Raw genomic sequence first — 18884 nt, 5'->3', positions numbered from 1 at the left:
AACCGAGACAGCCCTTTCTTCTTTCTATTATGCGTACTTAATAAGCGTGTATTTCTTTTTACCGCGGCGAATTACCGTGAATTGTCCTGCTAGCTTATCAGCCTCTGTCATTGTATGAGTAAGGTCTGTCACTCTTTCACCGTTGATGTAGATTGCACCATTTGTGATATCCTCACGTGCCTGACGTTTAGAAGGAGAAATTTTTGCATTTACTAGTAAATCTACCAAGAGCAATTCCTCATTGCTGCCCACTTCAAAGCTTGGTACATCCTTGAAGCCCTGGCGAATTTCTTCAACAGATAATTGCTTAATATCACCGCTGAATAAAGCTTTAGAAATATTGATTGCTTGTTGTAAAGCTTCTTCACCATGAACAAGTTTCGTTACTTCCTCAGCAAGCGCCTTCTGAGCTGCCCGTTTTTCCGGAGCTTCAGCAACCTCTTTCTCAAGTGCTTCAATCTCTTCTTTGCTTAAGAATGTAAAGTATTTAATGTATTTAATAACATCACGATCATCTGTATTAATCCAGAACTGGTAGAACTCATAAGGAGACGTTTTTTCACGATCTAACCAAACCGCTCCACCTTCTGTTTTACCAAACTTAGTTCCATCTGATTTTGTAACTAGTGGAACCGTTAAACCAAAGGCTTTTGCATCTTCCTTCGTTTTACGAATTAATTCCAGACCTGCCGTAATATTTCCCCATTGATCACTTCCACCGATTTGTAAACGGCAGCCTTGAGTTTCGTATAACTTCAGGAAATCAAGGGATTGCATGATCATGTAACTGAATTCAGTAAACGAGATACCAGACTCAATACGGGATTGTACAGAATCTTTTGCAAGCATGTAGTTGAGTCCAAAATGTTTCCCAATATCCCGAAGGAACGTAATTAAGTTCATGTTGCCAATCCAGTCATAGTTATTAGCCATGATTGCTTTATTCTCACCAGTTTCGAAGTCGAGGAAACGGGAAAGCTGATCTTTAATACGTGCAGTCCATTGGTGAACAACGTCCTCTGTATTTAACGTACGCTCAGCTTTTTTACCACTTGGGTCTCCTATCATACCTGTCGCTCCGCCGACTAATGGGATTGGCTGATGTCCTGCTAACTGGAATCGTTTCAGTATTAAAATAGGTAACAAGTGACCAATATGCAAGCTATCAGCAGTCGGATCGAAGCCAGCATATAGTTTCACGCTTTCTTCCTGTAATAATTTTTCCAAACCCTCTTCATCTGTAAATTGATTCACGAGACCTCTAAAACGTAAATCATCTAAAATATTCATCCTTCTCCACCTCTTACTGTTTAGATTAAAATAAAATAAAAAACGCCCCTTCATCTAAATGAAGGGACGATTACTATCGCGGTACCACCCAACTTGCGAAACATATAACTGTCTCGCCGCTTATCCTTTTAACGGAAAGGTTCCGGCATTCGCTACACAGCTTTACATAAAGCATTCCCGAATGCTGCTCGAGGAGGTAATTCATCATTCCGCTTGTACCGGTTTACACCAACCACCGGCTCTCTTAAACATTGGCGAACTAACTACTGAAATCCTGTTATCGCATTAAATATATAATATTGGTTATGCTTTTTTTACCATAATAACAAACTGTTTGTCAAACCCAATAATTGTATTGTTTCGCCAATATAGAGAAACTATACCTACCTGAAACACTTGCTTATGCTATAATGTATGTGATTTGTTGGGGGAGTGAATGAATGAAAGATATTTTTATAAAACTTAAAGAAAGGCTTGCACCATTGTGGGACTTTGTAAACAAACCCGTTGTACAGCGAAGAGCACGTATTTCCTATCAGGTTATCTGGAATAACCTATTAATCTTCTTAATTGTATCTGTCATCGGGATTGCTTTTGCTGGCGGCGTTGGCGCTGGTTACTTTGCATCTATGGTAAAAGACGAACCAATCAGGAGCAAGGAACAGCTTAAAACAAGTGTGTCCAGTTATGAAGAAACATCAGAGATTTATTTTGCAAGCAATGTATATATGGGGAAGATGCGTTCTGATCTTGAACGTAAAGCAGTGAAACTGGAAAATGTTTCGGATTACGTTAAGACAGCATTAATTTCCACAGAAGATTCCTACTTTTATGAGCATAAGGGTGTTGTACCAAAGGCCATCATTCGAGCTTTACTTCAGGAAGTGACAAATTCCTCGGTCCAATCAGGAGGAAGCACACTGACGCAACAATTAATAAAACAACAAATCTTAACGAATGAGGTTTCCTTTGATCGTAAGGCGAAGGAAATCCTGCTGGCATTACGCCTTGAGAAATTCATGAAAAAAGATGAGATTTTAGAAGCTTATCTGAATGTCTCACCGTTTGGTAGAAATTCCTCCGGCCGTAATATTGCCGGTGTCCAGGCTGCAGCGGATGGCATTTTTGGAGTAGAAGCCAAAGATTTAACTCTGCCACAGGCTGCCTTTATTGCGGGGTTACCAAAGAATCCATACCTTTATACACCATTTACACAATCCGGTGAAGTGAAGGAGGACCTTTCCCCAGGTATTAATCGGATGAAAACAGTTCTTAAAAGAATGTATACCAACGATGCCATTACAAAGGAAGAATATGAGAAAGCATTAAAATATGATATTAAGAAAGACCTTGCAAAGAAACAGACATATCCTACTGAAAAGTATCCATACTTAACATATGAAGTAGAAAAAAGAGCAATTGAAATCATGATGCCAATATTGGCAAAGAACGATGGGCTTTCAAGCAAGGATTTAGAAAAAGACGACGGCCTATATAAGCAATACTATACTCTGGCTGATCAGGCCATCCGACAAAACGGCTATCAAATTCATACAACCATCAACAAAAAAATGTATGACAATATGCAAAAAGTCACTAAAAATTACCCTTATTATCAGGGTACCCGACAGGTGGAGAAAAAGAATCCGGATACAGGAGAAACCTATATAGAGAATGAACCAATTGAAGTTGGCGCCATGCTAATTGAAAACTCTACCGGAAAAATACTCAGCTTCGTTGGAGGCCGTGATTTTAAACGGGAGCAGCTGAATCATGCTACATCAGCTGTACGTTCAAATGGTTCAACAATGAAGCCATTACTTGTATATGCACCAGCAATGGAGTACGGAGTTTCCTATCCAGGTAAAACTTTGGTCAATGCGCCTGTGAACATTCGCGGTTGGAGTCCAGGAAACTATGCTGGCGGCGGAATTACCGGTATAACCTCTGCACGTGAAGCATTAAAGAGATCCTATAATATACCGGCAGCGGTTCAATATGCGGAAATTATAAATCGCAACCCGGTAAAATTTCTCGAAAAAATGGGCTTCACCTCTTTAGAAAAGCAAGATTATACAAACCTTTCTACCTCTTTGGGTGCTTTAGCAAGAGGTGTAACCGTAGAAGAGAATACGAATGCCTATGCAACATTTGCAAACGGCGGACAATTCGTAGATAGCTATATGATTGAAAAAATAGTAGACTCAAACGGAAAATCTATTTATCAGCATAAAAAGACGAAGACAGATGTCTTCAGTCCGCAAACAGCTTATTTAACAATTGATATGATGAGAGATGTCATCAGTTCCGGAACAGCAGCCGGTTTAAACAATAAATTGAAGTTTTCAGCCGACTGGGCCGGCAAAACTGGTACAAGCCAGAAGTATCATGATGCCTGGATGGTCGCGACCAATCCAAATGTTACATTTGGCGTTTGGATGGGATATGATTCAAATGCATCTGTGGATACATATGGTATGAGTTATTCACAGCGAAATCAAACATTATGGGCACAGTTAATTAATTCCGCTTATGATGTTGCACCAAACATAGTTGCGCCTTCGAAGCGGCACCAAATGCCAGGTGGAATTGTATCCAGATCCTATTGCACATTGACCGGTGCCTTAGCATCCAAAACATGCATAGATGCAGGACTCGCAAAATCTGATTATTTCAATGCCAAGTATCTTCCTTCATCTGAGAATGGTAATCTGCCAACATCAAGTGAAAGATATGTATTTATAAATGGCAAGAAATATGTGGCACTGGGGTCTACTCCAGAGGAATTCACAGAAACCAGTCTTGTTATCAATGCCGACTTTTCTAACATTACAGGAGCAAAATACCTTATTGATAAATCAACGATTACGCCAAAAGGCTCTAATTTTGAAAACGTAGCTATTAGTGGTTCAAAAATGAGTGATAATGGGAAAGTACCTGGAGCACCAGCAGTTACTTCAAAGGAGAAAGTCATCAACTGGAAATCTTCTGGTGACTCTGACATAGTTGGATATCGTATTTATAGAAATGGTGCTAAAGTGGCCAGTATCAAATCTGACAATTCACTCAGCTATAAAACGGATGGAAAAGGGAAGTATTACATTACCGCAGTGGATATAGCCGGTAATGAATCTGCTCCATCCTCTATTATCGAATATAAACCAGAACCTAAACCAGAACCTAAGCCAGAACCTAAGCCTAAAGAAGATAAAAAAGAGCAGGCAGAAGATAAAAAAGACGAAAAGAAAGATCCAAAAGAAGATGAAAAACCGGATCATGCCGATGAACAAGAGCATGACGAAAATACAGAGGAATAAATAAGAGGCTGTTCCAGGTCGTTATCACACTCGACTATTGGAACAGCCTTTCTTTATAAACTATCAATCAATTATTATTTGTAATCCCCTATGTATGATTACATGAATCTCTCCTTAGATATTCAATAAGAAAATCTTTGTCCTCAGGATATGTTAACTTCAGTGTTCTTAATTCCTCAAGACCTTTCCAGGCAATATCATAAATAAGACCATCTGGATCTTGAATATTTCTTTTACCACCCACGATGCTCACTATATAATAGTGAACTTCAGCAGTAATATTGAGTGTTTCATATATTATTCTTTTTACCTTAACCTCATCAACAATTTCTGTTAAATATCCCGTTTCTTCTTCTATCTCTCTAATACAGCACTGTTCAAAACTTTCATCTTCTTCTTTACCGCCCGATGGAATAGACCATAATTTTTGCTCTTCAGGTTTTCCCTGCAGAACCATTAATATTTGACCATTGTCATTGATACACAGACCTAAAGAACCAAACCATTCTTTCACTTTACCCGAGTCCCCTTTTAAATCATAATTCACAATTAATATATAGCTAAATGATCTGTTACTTTTCTTCATCAGTTAATAACTTCAATAATTTCTGCATTATACGTATTTCCAGTATGTATTTGTTCCATTACTTCTCAAAGAGGCTTTTCTTGGGACCTGTGTAATGATAAGTAAAAAAAGAAGTAGATCAACAGAGGATGACATGGCATTTAATAAAATTATAAATTTTATGGGTGTGGTTAAAATCCCTAATGCACCTAAGAACAGAGGAAGTATGACTGAAATAATTACAAAAGGAGCAAGTGTAATGATGATATATCTAGCTTTAGGAATTTCATCTTCTGTTATAACAAACGCGCCGGCCCATGTGAATCCCGCATAGGTATTTTTTGATTTAATAAAATTGGGTATAAACAAGAAATGAATGAATTCGTGTATGACTACCAATAGAACTAACCAAACAATCAATTTTACATTAAAGGTGATGTTTATTCCATCAGGAGTCAGTCCAAAATCATAAAAAGAAAAGCCTGAAAAGATATTCATAATTGCACCAGAAAGGAGTGTTGCAAGAATCATAAAAGGTAGAGAGAATAAAATTATACTGACCATATTCCTTGGTTCTTTCAGGAGAATCCAGCTATTCCTCGTTAATTCCGCATGTAAATTTGGATTGCTTTTAGGCAATTTGTTCAGTAGCTTCATCGGCACCACTCCACATCTATCCTGACTAAAATCAGTTATAAATTTATCTGTTTTTTACTATCCTATTAAATTAAACAAGCTTGTGTAATTGATAAATGATTTTTTATAAAAATTTGCACATAATTTCTCCTGGTAACCCATCTATCGTGCATACCTGTTCAGATTTGAATCCAAGATTAGTTAGAATTTTTCTCGAGGGAATATTATTAGGGTCTATTACCGCCTCTAGCTTCTTTAATTTTGACCCCCTTACTTTTCTAATTAACGCCTTGGCGATTACTGTTCCATACCCTTGCCCCCAATGTTCAGGTAAAATCATATAGCCAATTTCAGCTTCGTCAGGAAATTTTTCATTTAAAATCAAAGATCCCAGTCCAATGAATCTCTTACCGGAAGCATCAAAGATTTTATAAGTCCCAAAGTCTTCATGTTTCTGATTACGTTGTAATATCTTTTGATAGTTCAACCTTGCCTCCTCTAAAGGAAGAGACCGTTCTGTTATTTGGGCCATAACCTTCTCATTACTTACCAAACTATAATAACCCTTAAAATCGTTTTCCTGAAACTTCATTAGATTAATATTCTTCATTTCCCCACTCTTCCTGTCTAAATGAAATGATATGTATCCAATTGCTCATATCCTTTGTAAAGACTAAAAGAAGGGGTGTTTATAAGGGTTAAATCACCTTATAAACACCCCTGTTTTAATCTTCCATTGTTGATAAGTCGCCTGTTGGCAATTCTAGCTCCCAAGCTTTTAATACCCTGCGCATTATTTTACCACTGCGTGTTTTCGGCAGCTTATCCTTAAACTCGATCTCTCTTGGTGAAGCGTGTGCAGCAAGCCCTTGTTTAACAAATAGCCTGATATCCTCTTTCAGCTCATCCGTAGGCTCGTAACCAGATCTTAGGGCAATAAAAGCTTTAATAATTTCACCCCGTACAGGATCCGGTTTGCCTATTACACCCGCTTCAGCAACCGCCGGATGCTCAACCAGCTTGCTTTCAACCTCAAAAGGTCCTACCCGTTCTCCGGATGTCATAATAACATCATCAATTCTGCCCTGGAACCAGAAGTACCCATCTTCATCCATATAGGCGGAATCGCCTGAAACATACCATCCTGATGGCATAAAATAGGATTCATACTTTTGCGGATTATTCCAGATTTGCCTCATCATGGACGGCCATCCTTTTTTAATCGCTAAATTGCCCATACGATAAGGCGGTACTTCATTCCCCTGGTCATCAACAATGGCAGCCTCGACTCCAGGAATTGGCTTACCCATAGAACCCGGTTTAATCTCCATACTTGGATAATTACAGATTAGCTGTGCACCGGTCTCTGTCATCCACCATGTATCATGAATACGTTTGGAAAATACTTTTTGTCCCCATTTAATAACTTCAGGATTTAAAGGCTCTCCTACACTTAGTAAGTGCCGAAGGCTGGATAAATCAAATTGTTTTACTACCTCATCCCCTGCACCCATCAGCATGCGGAATGCAGTAGGGGCACTGTACCATACGGTTACATGAAAATCTTCAATGGTTTGGTACCAAGCCTCCGGGCTGAATCGTCCTCCTGTGACCACAGAAGAGGCTCCATTTAGCCATGGAGCAAATATCCCATAAGACGTTCCTGTGACCCAGCCTGGATCCGCTGTACACCAATATACATCCTCTTCTTTTAGGTCGAGTACCCATTGTCCGGTTTTCAGATGCTGAATCATTGAATTATGTGCATGCAGCACACCCTTTGGCTTACCGGTTGAACCGGATGTATAATGCAGAATCAAACCGTCTTCCCGATCTACCCATTCAATATCTAATTTTTTAGATGCATTTTCATATTTGCTGTTAAAATCTATATATTTACCAGTTTCCTCTACATGATCTCCTACTACAAAAATATGCTTCAATGCCGGCAGATCATCTGCAGGAATTCTCGACAATAATTCAGGAGTAGTGACGATTACACTGGCTTCACTATCTTCCAATCGATCCTTAACCGCCCCTTCCATAAATGCCTCAAATAACGGGCCGACAATAGCTCCCAATTTTATCGCACCCAGCACAGTGAAATACAATTCCGGTGATCTTGGCATAAAAATAAACACCCTGTCACCTTTTTTTACATTCCCGTATTCCTTCAGGACATTTCCTGCTTTATTCGATAAATCTTTCATATCACTATATGTATACTTCTCATAGCGATTAGGGTCCTTATAATATAATGCTACCTTATTGCGCCTGAAATTTTCAGTATGCCTGTCAATACATTCGTACGCCGCATTCACTTTACCCGTTTCATTCCAAGAGAATTCCTGCTCTACATCCTTCCAGTCAAACGATCTGTAGGTTTCCTCATAGTTTGCTAAATTATAATCCCCTTGCACAACAGAAAGCGCTTCCAGTTTCATAATTATTCCCCCCTGATCAAAGATAATATATTGATAGTATAGTACAAAATCCATTTTATCTCAATTTTAAAAATATTTAATAAGTTACACCAATATGTTACAATTTTTATAATTGTAGTGTTTTTAAGATAACATCCCCATTAAGTGTTTAAGAGAATTATGCCAAAAGGCTTCTTAATTTCCACTACATATGACTTAAAAAGTTCATATCATGAAGCATTTATGGATTTAAAGTGCTGTATAATAGCTTTAAAATGTGACCTGGGTGGTGTATGGATGGAGCATAAAAAAACGTATAATTTGAAGGAATTGCAAACCCAACGTGGGCCGTTAGTTATCGAGGGCCCGGTATCTCGAGATCAATTGGAAAACCTTGAATTTCATGAGGGTCTCGTTGCATTTAGGGTTCCTGAAAAGCAGCATAAGGCTTTAATTCAAATCAGCAGCCTTCCTGAAGGCAGAATTATTATTGCGAGAGCCGGCGATGTCATTGTCGGATATGTTACTTATTTATACCCAGATCCTCTTGAAAGATGGTCTGAAGGGAAAATGGATGACTTATTGGAACTCGGGGCTATTGAAGTAATACGTGAATATCGCGGATGTGCGGTCGGGAAAAACTTGCTTCGTGTGGCCATGATGGATGAATGGATGGAAAACTACATCATTATCACGACAGAATATTATTGGCATTGGGATTTAAAAGGCAGCGGCTTAAATGTATGGGAATATCGAAAAATGATGGAGAAAATGATGAGTGCCGGTGGCTTGGAATGGTATGCCACTGATGACCCTGAAATATGCTCCCATCCGGCCAATTGTTTAATGGCCAGAATCGGGAAAAACATTAAAAAAGAGAGTATTCAAAAATTCGATCAATTACGATTCATGAATCGATATATGTATTGACGAACTGATTTTTAAGGGGGGCTACTTATGATTATTGAGGATATCATGATCAAGGATGTTATTACGCTTCAAAAAAATGCTACACTCCGGCAGGCAATTGATTTAGTAAAACTAAAAAAAATCAGGCATATTCCAATAGTAGACGATGAACAAAGGTTAATCGGCCTTTTATGTGATGTCGATATTCGCTCTGCAACTCCTTCTATCTTCCATCTTGATGAATATAAAGAAGACCTTCTAAAGCCAATAAGCGATATCATGATTACCGATATTTATACAGCACACCCACTTGATTTCGTTGAAGAGATTGCATTTGTATTCTATGAACAAAAAATATCTTGTATGCCTGTAATCAGTGACAACAAATTAGTCGGGATTATTACTGAAACAGACCTTCTGCATACATATGTAGAACTTACTGGAACGAATCAGCCTGCATCCCAAATAGAAGTAAAGGTCACCAATAAACCAGGTACGCTTAGTGAAATAGCAGAAGTCATTAAAGGCTACAATTCAAATGTGAATAGCATTTTCATTTATCCATATAAAGAAGACCCTGAATATAAAGTCTTGGTACTAAGGATTCAAACAATGAACCCGCTGAAAATCGTACAGGGCCTAAGGTCCTCTGGATATGAGGTATTATGGCCAGATATACCGGAGAGCACTCTATGAAGGAAGCCTCATTTGTTTATTCAACCGATTTACTTTCCTACAAATTTAATGATAATCATCCATTTAACCAAAAACGATTGCAAATAACAGTTGATTTATTAAATAAAATGAATGCCCTGAAAGAGGAAGACTGCATCAAACCAAGAATGGCAACAGACGAGGAATTAAGCCTGGTCCATGATCCCGATTACATTAACGCGGTTAGATTAGCCGGACAAGGAAAGCTTGACCCAGATAAAGCCTTAAATTATGGAATTGGGACCGAAGACACCCCTATTTTCTCTGGAATGCATGAAGCAAGCGCTTGGCTTGTGGGAGGAACATTGTCTGCCGTTGATGAAGTAATGGAAGGTCGTGCTCAGCATGCCATAAATCTGGGCGGTGGTTTGCATCATGGCTTTAGAGGAAAAGCCTCCGGATTCTGTATCTATAATGACAGCTCTGTTGCCATTAAATATATGCAAAAAAAATATAATGCCAGAGTGCTCTACATAGATACGGATGCCCATCATGGAGATGGTGTTCAGTGGACTTTTTATGATGATCCTTCTGTTTGTACACTGTCCATTCACGAAACAGGTCGCTACCTATTCCCTGGAACTGGGAATATTACTGAACGCGGAAATGGGAAAGGGTATGGATATTCCTTTAATATCCCCCTCGATGCTTTTACGGAGGATGAATCATGGCTCGAGTGCTATGAAAAATCCTTTAAAGCTGTCATAGAATTTTTCCGCCCGGACGTTATTTTAACTCAAAACGGCGCTGACGCTCATTACTATGATCCATTAACACATCTTTCTGCTACCACTGCAATCTATCAATCCATCCCAAAACTGGCTCATAAGCTTGCACACCAATACTGCCAAGGTAAGTGGATAGCAGTTGGAGGCGGTGGATATGATATCTGGAGAGTCGTTCCGCGTGCCTGGTCCTTAATATGGCTGGAAATGACCAATCATTCAAATCGTTCAGGCAAATTGCCCGTTGATTGGATTGATCATTGGTCAGCATTAGCACCCGTCACATTACCGACTACATGGGAAGATCCGCCTGATATGTACAAGCCCATCCCACGTAAGGCAGAGATTACTGAAAAAAATGCCAAAACCCTGGAAAAGGCACTTTACACGATTCTATCCTAAGCCGATAAATCTGCAGAATTTCAAGTAACTGATTATAAATATTTCATGGTTTAAATTTCTTATATAACTGGTCACAGACACCAAGTTACACACTAAAAAGACGAGGACTGGATATAATGTATACTACCGGTTTACTAAAATAAAAAGCTGAACCATTTGTAGAACTATTCACAAAATGGCTCAGCTTTTTTTAATTTTTATTTTGTTGAGTCTCTCTCTTCAATTCTGTAAGGCAGAATTACAGAGGATTCATCTACCTCTTCTTTGTTCATAAGTTTTGTCAGCAAGCGCATGGAAACGGCACCAATATCATATAATGGCTGAACAACCGACGTTAGACGAGGACGTACCATTAAAGATAATCTCGTACTATCCGAACTGATTACTTCAAGATCCTCCGGTATGGAGATACCTTTATCTTGCGCTGCATGAATGATGCCAAGAGCTGCCTCATCAGAGCATACAAAAATAGCTGTCGGTTTATTATCCAATTCCATTAGCTGGTTCAAAGCTTCGATTCCGTCATCATAGGATGCATCTGTTTCTACTAGATATTCTTCATTATAAGGAATATTAGCGGATTCCAATGCTTTGCGGTATCCCGGCACCATTTTTTTCTCTATAATTGCATTTTGCAAAGATCCTGATACCATGGCAATATTCTTATGTCCACGATCAGCAAAAGATGTAATCGCATCTATGACGGCTTGTTCATAATCAATATTCACAGATGGAATTTGAGCAGAATCTTCAATTGTACCTGCCAATACAACTGGAACCGGTGATTTCTTGAATTCTGCGATATGCTCATCCGTAATATTTGAACTCATAAAGACAAGTCCATCAACTTGTTTGCCAAGCATCGTTTGGATTAAACGGCTTTCTTTTTCTTCATTTGAATCCGAGTTACTTAAAATAATATTATATTTATACATGGTAGCAATATCTTCAATCCCTCTTGCTAATTCAGCATAGAAGATACTGGAGATATCTGGAATAACAACTCCGACTGTTGTTGTTTTCTTACTTGCTAATCCGCGTGCCACAGCATTCGGTCTGTAGCCAAGTCTTTCAATTACTTCATTTACTTTTTTACGTGTTGCTGGTTTAACGTTTGGATTACCGTTGACAACACGTGATACAGTAGCCATTGAAACATTTGCTTCACGAGCTACATCATAAATTGTAATATTCATTTTTTACACCGCCCAAATTTCTCTATTCTTATCCTAATAGTATTCAATTAAGTACCATTTAGTATGTTATTATAATAATACTCTACCCTCTAAATTCGTGCAAATAAACACTTTATCTATTTTCTTACTATTGTTTACATAACGAATCTTTTTTTCACTAAGGGTAACTCAGGACTTTCTTGAAAAAGGAAATTAAATTTTATATTCCACTGAAAATTCAAGGACGATTGATTCATTAATCTAATGAAGAAAAATGAAAAAGAGTTGCCAGATAGCAACTCCATATTTATTAAATTCTGATACCTGTCTGCTTAGTGAATTGATTAATCTCGTTTACAAACGTATCAAATTGGTTTAAATCCATCTGTTGTGCTGAATCAGATAGAGCAACTGCCGGATCCGGATGAACTTCGGCCATAACCCCATCAGCACCGATTGCCAATGCAGCTTTAGCAGTTGGAATTAGCAGATCTCTTCGGCCAGTCGAATGCGTAACATCTACCATCACCGGTAAATGTGTTTCCTTTTTCAGTATAGGTACAGCTGAAATATCCAGTGTATTCCGTGTAGCCTTTTCATACGTACGAATTCCGCGTTCACATAATATAATATTTCCATTTCCCTGCGCCATTATATATTCAGCTGCGTTAATGAATTCTTCAATCGTCGCTGCCAGCCCTCTTTTGAGCAGAACAGGTTTATTGACAGCACCCGCTGCTTTTAATAACTCAAAGTTCTGCATATTACGAGCACCAATTTGGATCACATCAATATACTTGACCGCAGTCTCAATATCCGCCGGATTTACAATTTCGCTTATAACAGCCAAATCGAATTCATCAGCAACTCTCTTCAGGATTTTTAATCCTTCTTCACCCAACCCTTGGAAATCATAAGGGGATGTTCTTGGTTTATAAGCTCCGCCTCGGAGTAATTTATATCCTTTATCCTTAACAGCTTTTGCTACAGTCGCTACTTGTTCATAGGATTCTACCGCACATGGGCCAAACACAAAGGACGGTATTCCATTTCCCACTTTCTCACCCTTCAAATCAATTATCGTATCATCAGGATGCTTTTTACGGGAAACTAGCAATGCTTTACGGTGATCATCTTCCTGTAATTCGAGGCTTGCTTTAAATATTTCTTTAAAAATATGTTCAATGGTTGATTTTTCAAATGGGCCATCATTATTTTGGATAAGTGTATTAAGCATTTCTCTTTCTCTAACAGGATCATAACGATACTGGCTTTGCTTACCTTTTAATTCACCGATTTGTTGTACAACTTTTCCTCGTTCGTTAATAAGCTGTAATAATTGCAAATTCAAATTATCCAGTTGTTCTCTTAATACATCCAGTTCCATATTACTCAATATCACTCATCCTCTCTGTTCTGCATTGCATGTTTTAGCCTGGGTCTCATATATTTTAAAAATTTCTAAATCACTTAGTAAAATATTTTACATTTCAGTATATAATTGAAACTATTATAACGGATTAATTCGGTATTGTCACTATTAAACCTTTATTAATAAACCGCTTTTAAGTGTTAAAGCGTAAAAGGAGAGACGAATCCTTGACCAAAAAAATTTTTGCTCTCGATATTGGTACACGCTCAGTTGTAGGAATCATATTAGAAATACGCCTCGATCAATATGTCGTTACAGACGTCATCATTAGAGAACATACTGAGCGCGCAATGCTGGATGGCCAGATTCATGATGTCGTAGCTGTTTCTAACGTTATACTCGATATTAAGCTTATACTTGAAAAAAAGCACGGTCCTCTTACTAAAGTATGCGTAGCAGCTGCAGGACGTGCTTTGCGTACAGAGATTGGAAGATCATCTATCCCTATATCCGGCAAGCCTCTCCTGTCTGCCGATGATCGCATTCATCTAGAATTAGCTGCGGTACAACAAGCACAGTTTCAGGTAGCTGAAAAAGAAGAAATCCAAAGTAATTATCACTATTATTGTGTAGGCTATTCTGTTCTCCATTACTATCTTGATGGCCAGGAAATTGGAAATTTACTTGACCAAAAAGGGGATGAAGCAGAAGCAGAAATTATCGCTACTTTTCTGCCCCGAGTAGTCGTTGAATCACTGTTTGCTGCACTCAAAAGAGTTAATCTTGAGCTGGAAGCACTGACTCTTGAACCAATTGCTGCAATTCATGTCCTTATTCCACCCTCGATGAGAAGGCTCAATGTCTGCCTTGTTGACATTGGAGCTGGCACTTCTGATATAGCGATTACAGATGAACGAACCGTTATTGCCTACGGTATGGTCCCTGTTGCCGGAGATGAGATAACAGAGGAAATCAGTGATCAGTATTTACTTGATTTCCCGAATGCGGAAGATACCAAGAGATCCATAAATGAACAGGAGTTTGTCAAAATCAGTGATATTCTTGGTTTCGAATCAGAAATTCCAAAAGAAGAGATGATTAAAGCCATCTATCCCGCCATTGAAAAGTTGGCAGATTCCATTAGCCGAGAAATTTTGCAACTGAATAATGCGAAGCCCCCGCAAGCCGTTATGCTTATTGGCGGAGGTAGCTTAACACCGCGTTTACCCGATATTTTAGCAGAGAAATTAAATTTGCCTTCCAATAGAGTTGCTATACGCGGAATAGACGCTATCAAAAATTTAGTGATTGAGCCTGATAACATCAAAGGGCCTGAACTCGTTACGCCCATTGGAATAGCCATTTCATCAGATGTTAATCCAATCCATTATGTATCTGTTGAAGTAAATGGGGTCCCTGTTCGTTTATTTGATCTAAAGCAACTGACTATAGGAGATGCCCTTCTTGCAGCAGGTCTTCATTTAACAAAGCTATATGGTAAACCGGGTAACGCAAAGATTGTTAGTATTAACGGCAGAAATATTACCATACCGGGTACACATGGAGAACCTCCTCTAATCAAAAAGAATAATGTGTCTTGCTTACTTGATGCTCCATTAACCCCTGGAGATCAGCTATGGATAGAGAAGGGAAAAGACGGTTCTGAAACACCTGTGATAGTAAGGGAATTACTTGATGAGCTGCCTATGAGGGAGATTTATATAAACGAAGAGAAATATGAAATTCCGTGTACCCTATTCATGAATGGTTTTCCTGCCGATGGTCATGAAGATGTCCATGATGGTGATCGAATTGTTTTTAAAATGCCTGAGACCGTTCAGGATGCATTATTGTTCGCTGGTTTGAATTCTATACTGGATGAACTTATCCCGTTTAACCTATTTATCAATGGCCGGCAGGAAAGCTTCGTTTCGTTTTCAGGTGCCATATATGTTAACGGAAAAGGTGTTTCTTTAAAGCATCGGATAGCCGATCATGATCGCCTCACCTTAGTTCGAAGAAAAGCAATCACAGTCAAGGATTTAATAGGTGTCTATAAGACTGAAGAGCTTAATCAAATATCTGTCACATTTAATGGTCAACCACTTACTTTGACAAATAATAGCTATACAGTCTATCGGGAAGATAGAGCCTTAGATGATACAGATATCCTTATAAATGGGGAACAATTAAAAATAAACGTTAATAAAGACTCTACTTTTATATTCCAGGATCTATTTCGATACATTGAAATAGAACTTCCCAAGAATAATCCAGGTGGGTTTCACCTAATGCGGAATAAACAGGAGGTCACGTTTTACGATGAAATCCAAGATGGTGATCACCTTGAAATCGTTTGGTTTAGTTCGCAAAATAATCCGACCATAAGTAAACCGGTAAGGAGTTAATTTCCTTACCGGTTTCTATTTAGGTATATTCTTTAATTGCCTGTTCCAGACTTTGCGCTGTAATTCTTCCATGAGATGTATTCCACACAGCCTCACTATTTTTAAATAATATAGCTTGTGGTGACTCATGTTTGATTCCAGTCAAATCTCGAACATGCTCTGATAGTGGTTTGGCTTCCTGTACAGCTAGATAAGCTGTTGCTATAGCAGGATGCTCAGCGACAAACTGGGAATACTCATCAAAAGCTGCACCACTAATTGGGCATGTAAGGCTATGCTTCAGAAGCAGAAAAACATCATGCTCTAAAAGTTGCTGTAATTCCTCTTCGTTAGTTATCTTTTTCATCTATATCCCCCCCATTTGCGTTTATTCCAAACCACTATTATTTTTTATTTGTTGTGTTTTTCGAATTGGATGCTGAATTGTTTTTATTTCCAGTTGAATTAGAAGAATTAGAACTTAAATCAACTTTTATTGTATTATTCGAGCTATTAGATGGTGTTTTACCAGAAGATGTATTTCCGCTGGCTGTCGAATTGAAGCCAGTTTTTTCAGATGCATACGTTTCTTCTTTAGCTGTATTTTTACTGTCTATGTTTTCTTCTCCAACATACACGTCATCTGGGGAATCAACTACAACGTTACTATCCAATGTCTTATCTGTTTGATTTTCCTCTGTATCAGAAGATTGACTGTTGCTTTCTTCATTTGTCGTGCTTCCAAACTTTTTCTTAACCGCTTCTGTTAATGGTGCACCTTTTTCTTTTGCGACAGAAATCCATTCTGTTCCTTTTTCTTGAGCTGTTTGTTTTAAAGCCATTCCTTTTTCAGTAGCTGTTTGTTTTAAAGCCATTCCTTTTTCAGTAGCTGTTTGTTTTAAAGCAGATCCCTTTTCGGTAGCCGTTTGTTTTAAAGCAGACCCCTTTTCAATTATTGGAGTTCCTTTTTCCATTAAAACGCTGCCTTGTTCTGATAAATCGTGACGAAGTTCTTTACCGGACTTAGGTGCTAAAAACAATGCAGTAGCTGCTCCAACAAGCCCGCCTACTATTGCTCCTACTACAAAATCTTTTGTAGACATACCATTATCTTGATTAAAATTTTCATTTTTATTATTCATTCTTAAACATCTCCTTTTTTATAGTTGATTAAGATTGAGAACGTTGATATCTGGTTTCTTGTGTAGGTACAGTAACATCTCTGTCTGCTTCAGCTTCGGTATAAATTGCTGTACTTTGTTCAGCTTTATGTTTTTTCCACTTATTCACAAGCTCAATACATGCATTACCCCATTGAACTACTTGGGTAATTTTTTCGTCATTATGACTCGCAGCCAATTGAACTCGGTTTGTAATCTGGTCAATGGTTTGATTCACACGTTGAATCGATCCTCCCACACCTTTAACTGCATCAACAACCGTATTTAAATTCTCAGATTTATGCTGAATATCTTCAGCCAAAGCATTTGTCTTATGTAGCAGCAGTGTTGTCTCGGTTGTTATACCTTGCATCTGAGTTTCTAGGCCTGTTAATGTGCTAGATACACTCTCCATTGTTGTTTGAAGGGATTTTAATGTTCTTGAAAGATAAATAACAAGAACCAGGAACGCTATGGCAATCACTGCCACACTTAAATATAAGATAATTTCCATCGTCTTCACTCCATCTCTAAATTATAATTAGTTTTTACCCTTAATCTCCTTATTTAAACTATATAAGAATTTATTCTACTCCACAATGTTCCTTCCACACTTAATATTATTAATAAAGTAAGATACAATTAAATTAAGCTTATGTAATGAAAGGAGATTTTTTTTATGAGGGATCCAAGAATTCAGCAATTAGCTCATAATTTAATTAACTATTCCGTAAAATTACAAAAAGGAGAAAAAGTACTTATAGAAAATTTCGGTATACAGCCAGAACTTGTTAAAGCATTGGTAATTGAGGCATATCAGGCTGGTGGATACCCATTTGTATCAACAAAAGATCAAACCATTGAAAGACAGTTACTATTAGGTGCAACTGAAGAACACTATAGCTTAATCGCCGAATTTGAATCACAGGTTATGAGTAAAATGGATGCCTATATAGGTCTTCGTGCAGGTGATAATATTTCAGAACTTTCTGATGTTCCTGCTGATAAAATGAAAGTCTATGGACAGACCGTACAAAATAAAGTACATAGAGACATCCGCGTTCCAAAAACAAAATGGGTGGTCCTTCGTTATCCAACCAATTCAATGGCTCAGCTGGCAAAAATGAGTACAGAAGGATTTGAGGATTTTTATTTTAATGTATGTAATCTTGATTATGCCAAAATGTCTGAGGCGATGGATAGCCTAGTCGAGTTAATGAATCAAACGGACAAAGTACGCATTACAGGTCCAGGAACAGATTTACATTTTTCTATTAAAGGCATTCCTGCTATTAAATGTGCCGGTGAGCGTAATATCCCAGATGGTGAAGTGTATACCGCTCCTGTACGTGATTCTGTAAATGGCACCATTACGTATAATACCCCATCTCCATATCAAGGATTTACATATGAAAATGTATGTCTAACATTCGAAAACGGAAAAATCGTTAAGGCAACAGCGAATGACACAGAAAGAATCAATAAGGTATTTGATACTGATGAGGGCGCACGTTATATCGGCGAATTTGCCATAGGCGTTAATCCGTATATAACCAACCCAATGCAGGATATTCTATTTGATGAAAAAATTGATGGAAGCTTTCACTTTACACCGGGTCAAAGCTACGATGAGGCACCAAATGGTAATCACTCCAGCATCCATTGGGATTTGGTTAATATCCAACGTAAAGATTATGGAGGCGGCGAAATATATTTTGATGATCGACTAATTAGAAAAGACGGCAGATTCGTTCTCCCAGAATTAGAAAAACTAAACCCTGAGAATTTAAAATAAACAAAAAAACCCTT

Annotated in this window: 16 protein-coding genes and 1 other annotated feature; of the genes, 6 read left to right on the top strand and 10 right to left on the bottom strand. The window is 38.2% G+C overall.

All coding sequences use genetic code 11. The features are described 5' to 3' along the window. Window positions 1-27: 27 nt before the first annotated feature. Window positions 28-1290, bottom strand: coding sequence for a tyrosine--tRNA ligase (gene tyrS, locus AC4D4A_RS13665; protein WP_490996409.1), 1263 nt, complete (start codon window positions 1288-1290; stop codon window positions 28-30). 59 nt (window positions 1291-1349) lie between these two features. Next, window positions 1350-1580: a binding site (T-box leader), on the bottom strand. Between the two features lie 150 nt (window positions 1581-1730). Here tyrS and AC4D4A_RS13660 point away from each other — a divergent pair. Continuing rightward, window positions 1731-4607 carry a transglycosylase domain-containing protein gene (locus AC4D4A_RS13660; RefSeq protein WP_490996408.1) on the top strand — a complete coding sequence of 959 codons (2877 nt, stop codon included), beginning with the start codon at window positions 1731-1733 and terminating at the stop codon, window positions 4605-4607. Window positions 4608-4695: 88 nt separating this feature from the next. On the opposite strand, the gene AC4D4A_RS13655 is transcribed toward AC4D4A_RS13660, so the two are convergent. The 4 genes from AC4D4A_RS13655 to acsA form a co-directional block, all read right to left on the bottom strand. After that, window positions 4696-5121 (bottom strand): NUDIX hydrolase, encoded by a 426-nt coding sequence (locus AC4D4A_RS13655; RefSeq protein ID WP_490996407.1) that lies wholly within the window; start codon window positions 5119-5121, stop codon window positions 4696-4698. Window positions 5122-5220: 99 nt separating this feature from the next. Beyond that, a complete protein-coding gene (locus tag AC4D4A_RS13650) occupies window positions 5221-5829 on the bottom strand; it encodes a DUF3267 domain-containing protein (protein ID WP_490996406.1) in 609 nt (202 codons plus the stop codon). 103 nt (window positions 5830-5932) lie between these two features. After that, on the bottom strand, window positions 5933-6418 hold the full coding sequence (locus tag AC4D4A_RS13645; protein ID WP_490996405.1) for a GNAT family N-acetyltransferase: 486 nt from the start codon (window positions 6416-6418) through the stop codon (window positions 5933-5935). Window positions 6419-6533: 115 nt separating this feature from the next. Then, a complete protein-coding gene (gene acsA / locus AC4D4A_RS13640) occupies window positions 6534-8252 on the bottom strand; it encodes an acetate--CoA ligase (RefSeq protein WP_490996404.1) in 1719 nt (572 codons plus the stop codon). A gap of 276 nt (window positions 8253-8528) precedes the next feature. Here acsA and AC4D4A_RS13635 point away from each other — a divergent pair, with 276 nt between their 5' ends. Genes AC4D4A_RS13635 through AC4D4A_RS13625 form a run of 3 tightly spaced genes read left to right on the top strand, consistent with a single transcriptional unit; the run spans window position 8529 to window position 10981 of the window. Next, window positions 8529-9161 carry a GNAT family N-acetyltransferase gene (locus AC4D4A_RS13635; RefSeq protein ID WP_490996403.1) on the top strand — a complete coding sequence of 211 codons (633 nt, stop codon included), beginning with the start codon at window positions 8529-8531 and terminating at the stop codon, window positions 9159-9161. A 27-nt stretch (window positions 9162-9188) separates the two neighbouring features. Then, window positions 9189-9836: an acetoin utilization AcuB family protein gene (locus AC4D4A_RS13630; protein WP_490996402.1), complete on the top strand. Its 648-nt coding sequence runs from the start codon at window positions 9189-9191 to the stop codon at window positions 9834-9836. Next, window positions 9833-10981: an acetoin utilization protein AcuC gene (locus AC4D4A_RS13625; RefSeq protein ID WP_490996401.1), complete on the top strand. Its 1149-nt coding sequence runs from the start codon at window positions 9833-9835 to the stop codon at window positions 10979-10981. Before AC4D4A_RS13630 ends, AC4D4A_RS13625 begins: the two co-directional genes overlap by 4 nt. A 197-nt stretch (window positions 10982-11178) precedes the next feature. Here the strand turns inward: AC4D4A_RS13625 and ccpA are convergent, their stop codons facing one another. Together ccpA and AC4D4A_RS13615 are read right to left on the bottom strand one after the other, a co-directional pair. Next, window positions 11179-12177, bottom strand: coding sequence for a catabolite control protein A (gene ccpA / locus AC4D4A_RS13620; protein ID WP_490996400.1), 999 nt, complete (start codon window positions 12175-12177; stop codon window positions 11179-11181). A 289-nt stretch (window positions 12178-12466) separates the two neighbouring features. Beyond that, on the bottom strand, window positions 12467-13552 hold the full coding sequence (locus AC4D4A_RS13615; protein ID WP_490996399.1) for a bifunctional 3-deoxy-7-phosphoheptulonate synthase/chorismate mutase: 1086 nt from the start codon (window positions 13550-13552) through the stop codon (window positions 12467-12469). 203 nt (window positions 13553-13755) lie between these two features. Here AC4D4A_RS13615 and AC4D4A_RS13610 point away from each other — a divergent pair, with 203 nt between their 5' ends. After that, window positions 13756-15936: a cell division protein FtsA gene (locus tag AC4D4A_RS13610; RefSeq protein ID WP_490996398.1), complete on the top strand. Its 2181-nt coding sequence runs from the start codon at window positions 13756-13758 to the stop codon at window positions 15934-15936. 19 nt (window positions 15937-15955) lie between these two features. On the opposite strand, the gene ytxJ is transcribed toward AC4D4A_RS13610, so the two are convergent. From ytxJ to AC4D4A_RS13595, 3 genes are read right to left on the bottom strand one after another with little or no spacing between them, the layout of a single operon-like run. Next, window positions 15956-16282: a bacillithiol system redox-active protein YtxJ gene (gene ytxJ, locus AC4D4A_RS13605; protein WP_490996397.1), complete on the bottom strand. Its 327-nt coding sequence runs from the start codon at window positions 16280-16282 to the stop codon at window positions 15956-15958. Window positions 16283-16319: 37 nt separating this feature from the next. Further along, window positions 16320-17057 carry a YtxH domain-containing protein gene (locus AC4D4A_RS13600; RefSeq protein ID WP_490996396.1) on the bottom strand — a complete coding sequence of 246 codons (738 nt, stop codon included), beginning with the start codon at window positions 17055-17057 and terminating at the stop codon, window positions 16320-16322. 28 nt (window positions 17058-17085) lie between these two features. Next, window positions 17086-17589: a DUF948 domain-containing protein gene (locus AC4D4A_RS13595; protein WP_490996395.1), complete on the bottom strand. Its 504-nt coding sequence runs from the start codon at window positions 17587-17589 to the stop codon at window positions 17086-17088. 165 nt (window positions 17590-17754) lie between these two features. Here AC4D4A_RS13595 and AC4D4A_RS13590 point away from each other — a divergent pair, with 165 nt between their 5' ends. Continuing rightward, entirely contained in the window at window positions 17755-18870 is a 1116-nt protein-coding gene (locus AC4D4A_RS13590) for an aminopeptidase (RefSeq protein WP_490996394.1), read from the top strand. Window positions 18871-18884 lie beyond the last annotated feature (14 nt).

It is taken from the genome of Pradoshia sp. Z5_111 (genome assembly GCF_058267535.1).
Note: the sequence above shows the minus strand (reverse complement) of the source record. Positions and strands in the feature narration are given on the sequence as shown.

Excerpts from the sequence above, each read along its gene's own strand:
- ccpA (WP_490996400.1), bottom strand. The coding sequence starts at position 12,177 with ATGAATATTACAATTTATGATGTAGCTCGTGAAGCAAATGTTTCAATG.
- AC4D4A_RS13590 (WP_490996394.1), top strand. The coding sequence starts at position 17,755 with ATGAGGGATCCAAGAATTCAGCAATTAGCTCATAATTTAATTAACTAT.
- acsA (WP_490996404.1), bottom strand. The coding sequence starts at position 8,252 with ATGAAACTGGAAGCGCTTTCTGTTGTGCAAGGGGATTATAATTTAGCA.
- AC4D4A_RS13645 (WP_490996405.1), bottom strand. The coding sequence starts at position 6,418 with ATGAAGAATATTAATCTAATGAAGTTTCAGGAAAACGATTTTAAGGGT.
- AC4D4A_RS13600 (WP_490996396.1), bottom strand. The coding sequence starts at position 17,057 with ATGAATAATAAAAATGAAAATTTTAATCAAGATAATGGTATGTCTACA.
- AC4D4A_RS13595 (WP_490996395.1), bottom strand. The coding sequence starts at position 17,589 with ATGGAAATTATCTTATATTTAAGTGTGGCAGTGATTGCCATAGCGTTC.
- AC4D4A_RS13630 (WP_490996402.1), top strand. The coding sequence starts at position 9,189 with ATGATTATTGAGGATATCATGATCAAGGATGTTATTACGCTTCAAAAA.
- AC4D4A_RS13625 (WP_490996401.1), top strand. The coding sequence starts at position 9,833 with ATGAAGGAAGCCTCATTTGTTTATTCAACCGATTTACTTTCCTACAAA.
- AC4D4A_RS13650 (WP_490996406.1), bottom strand. The coding sequence starts at position 5,829 with ATGAAGCTACTGAACAAATTGCCTAAAAGCAATCCAAATTTACATGCG.
- ytxJ (WP_490996397.1), bottom strand. The coding sequence starts at position 16,282 with ATGAAAAAGATAACTAACGAAGAGGAATTACAGCAACTTTTAGAGCAT.
- tyrS (WP_490996409.1), bottom strand. The coding sequence starts at position 1,290 with ATGAATATTTTAGATGATTTACGTTTTAGAGGTCTCGTGAATCAATTT.
- AC4D4A_RS13635 (WP_490996403.1), top strand. The coding sequence starts at position 8,529 with ATGGAGCATAAAAAAACGTATAATTTGAAGGAATTGCAAACCCAACGT.
- AC4D4A_RS13660 (WP_490996408.1), top strand. The coding sequence starts at position 1,731 with ATGAAAGATATTTTTATAAAACTTAAAGAAAGGCTTGCACCATTGTGG.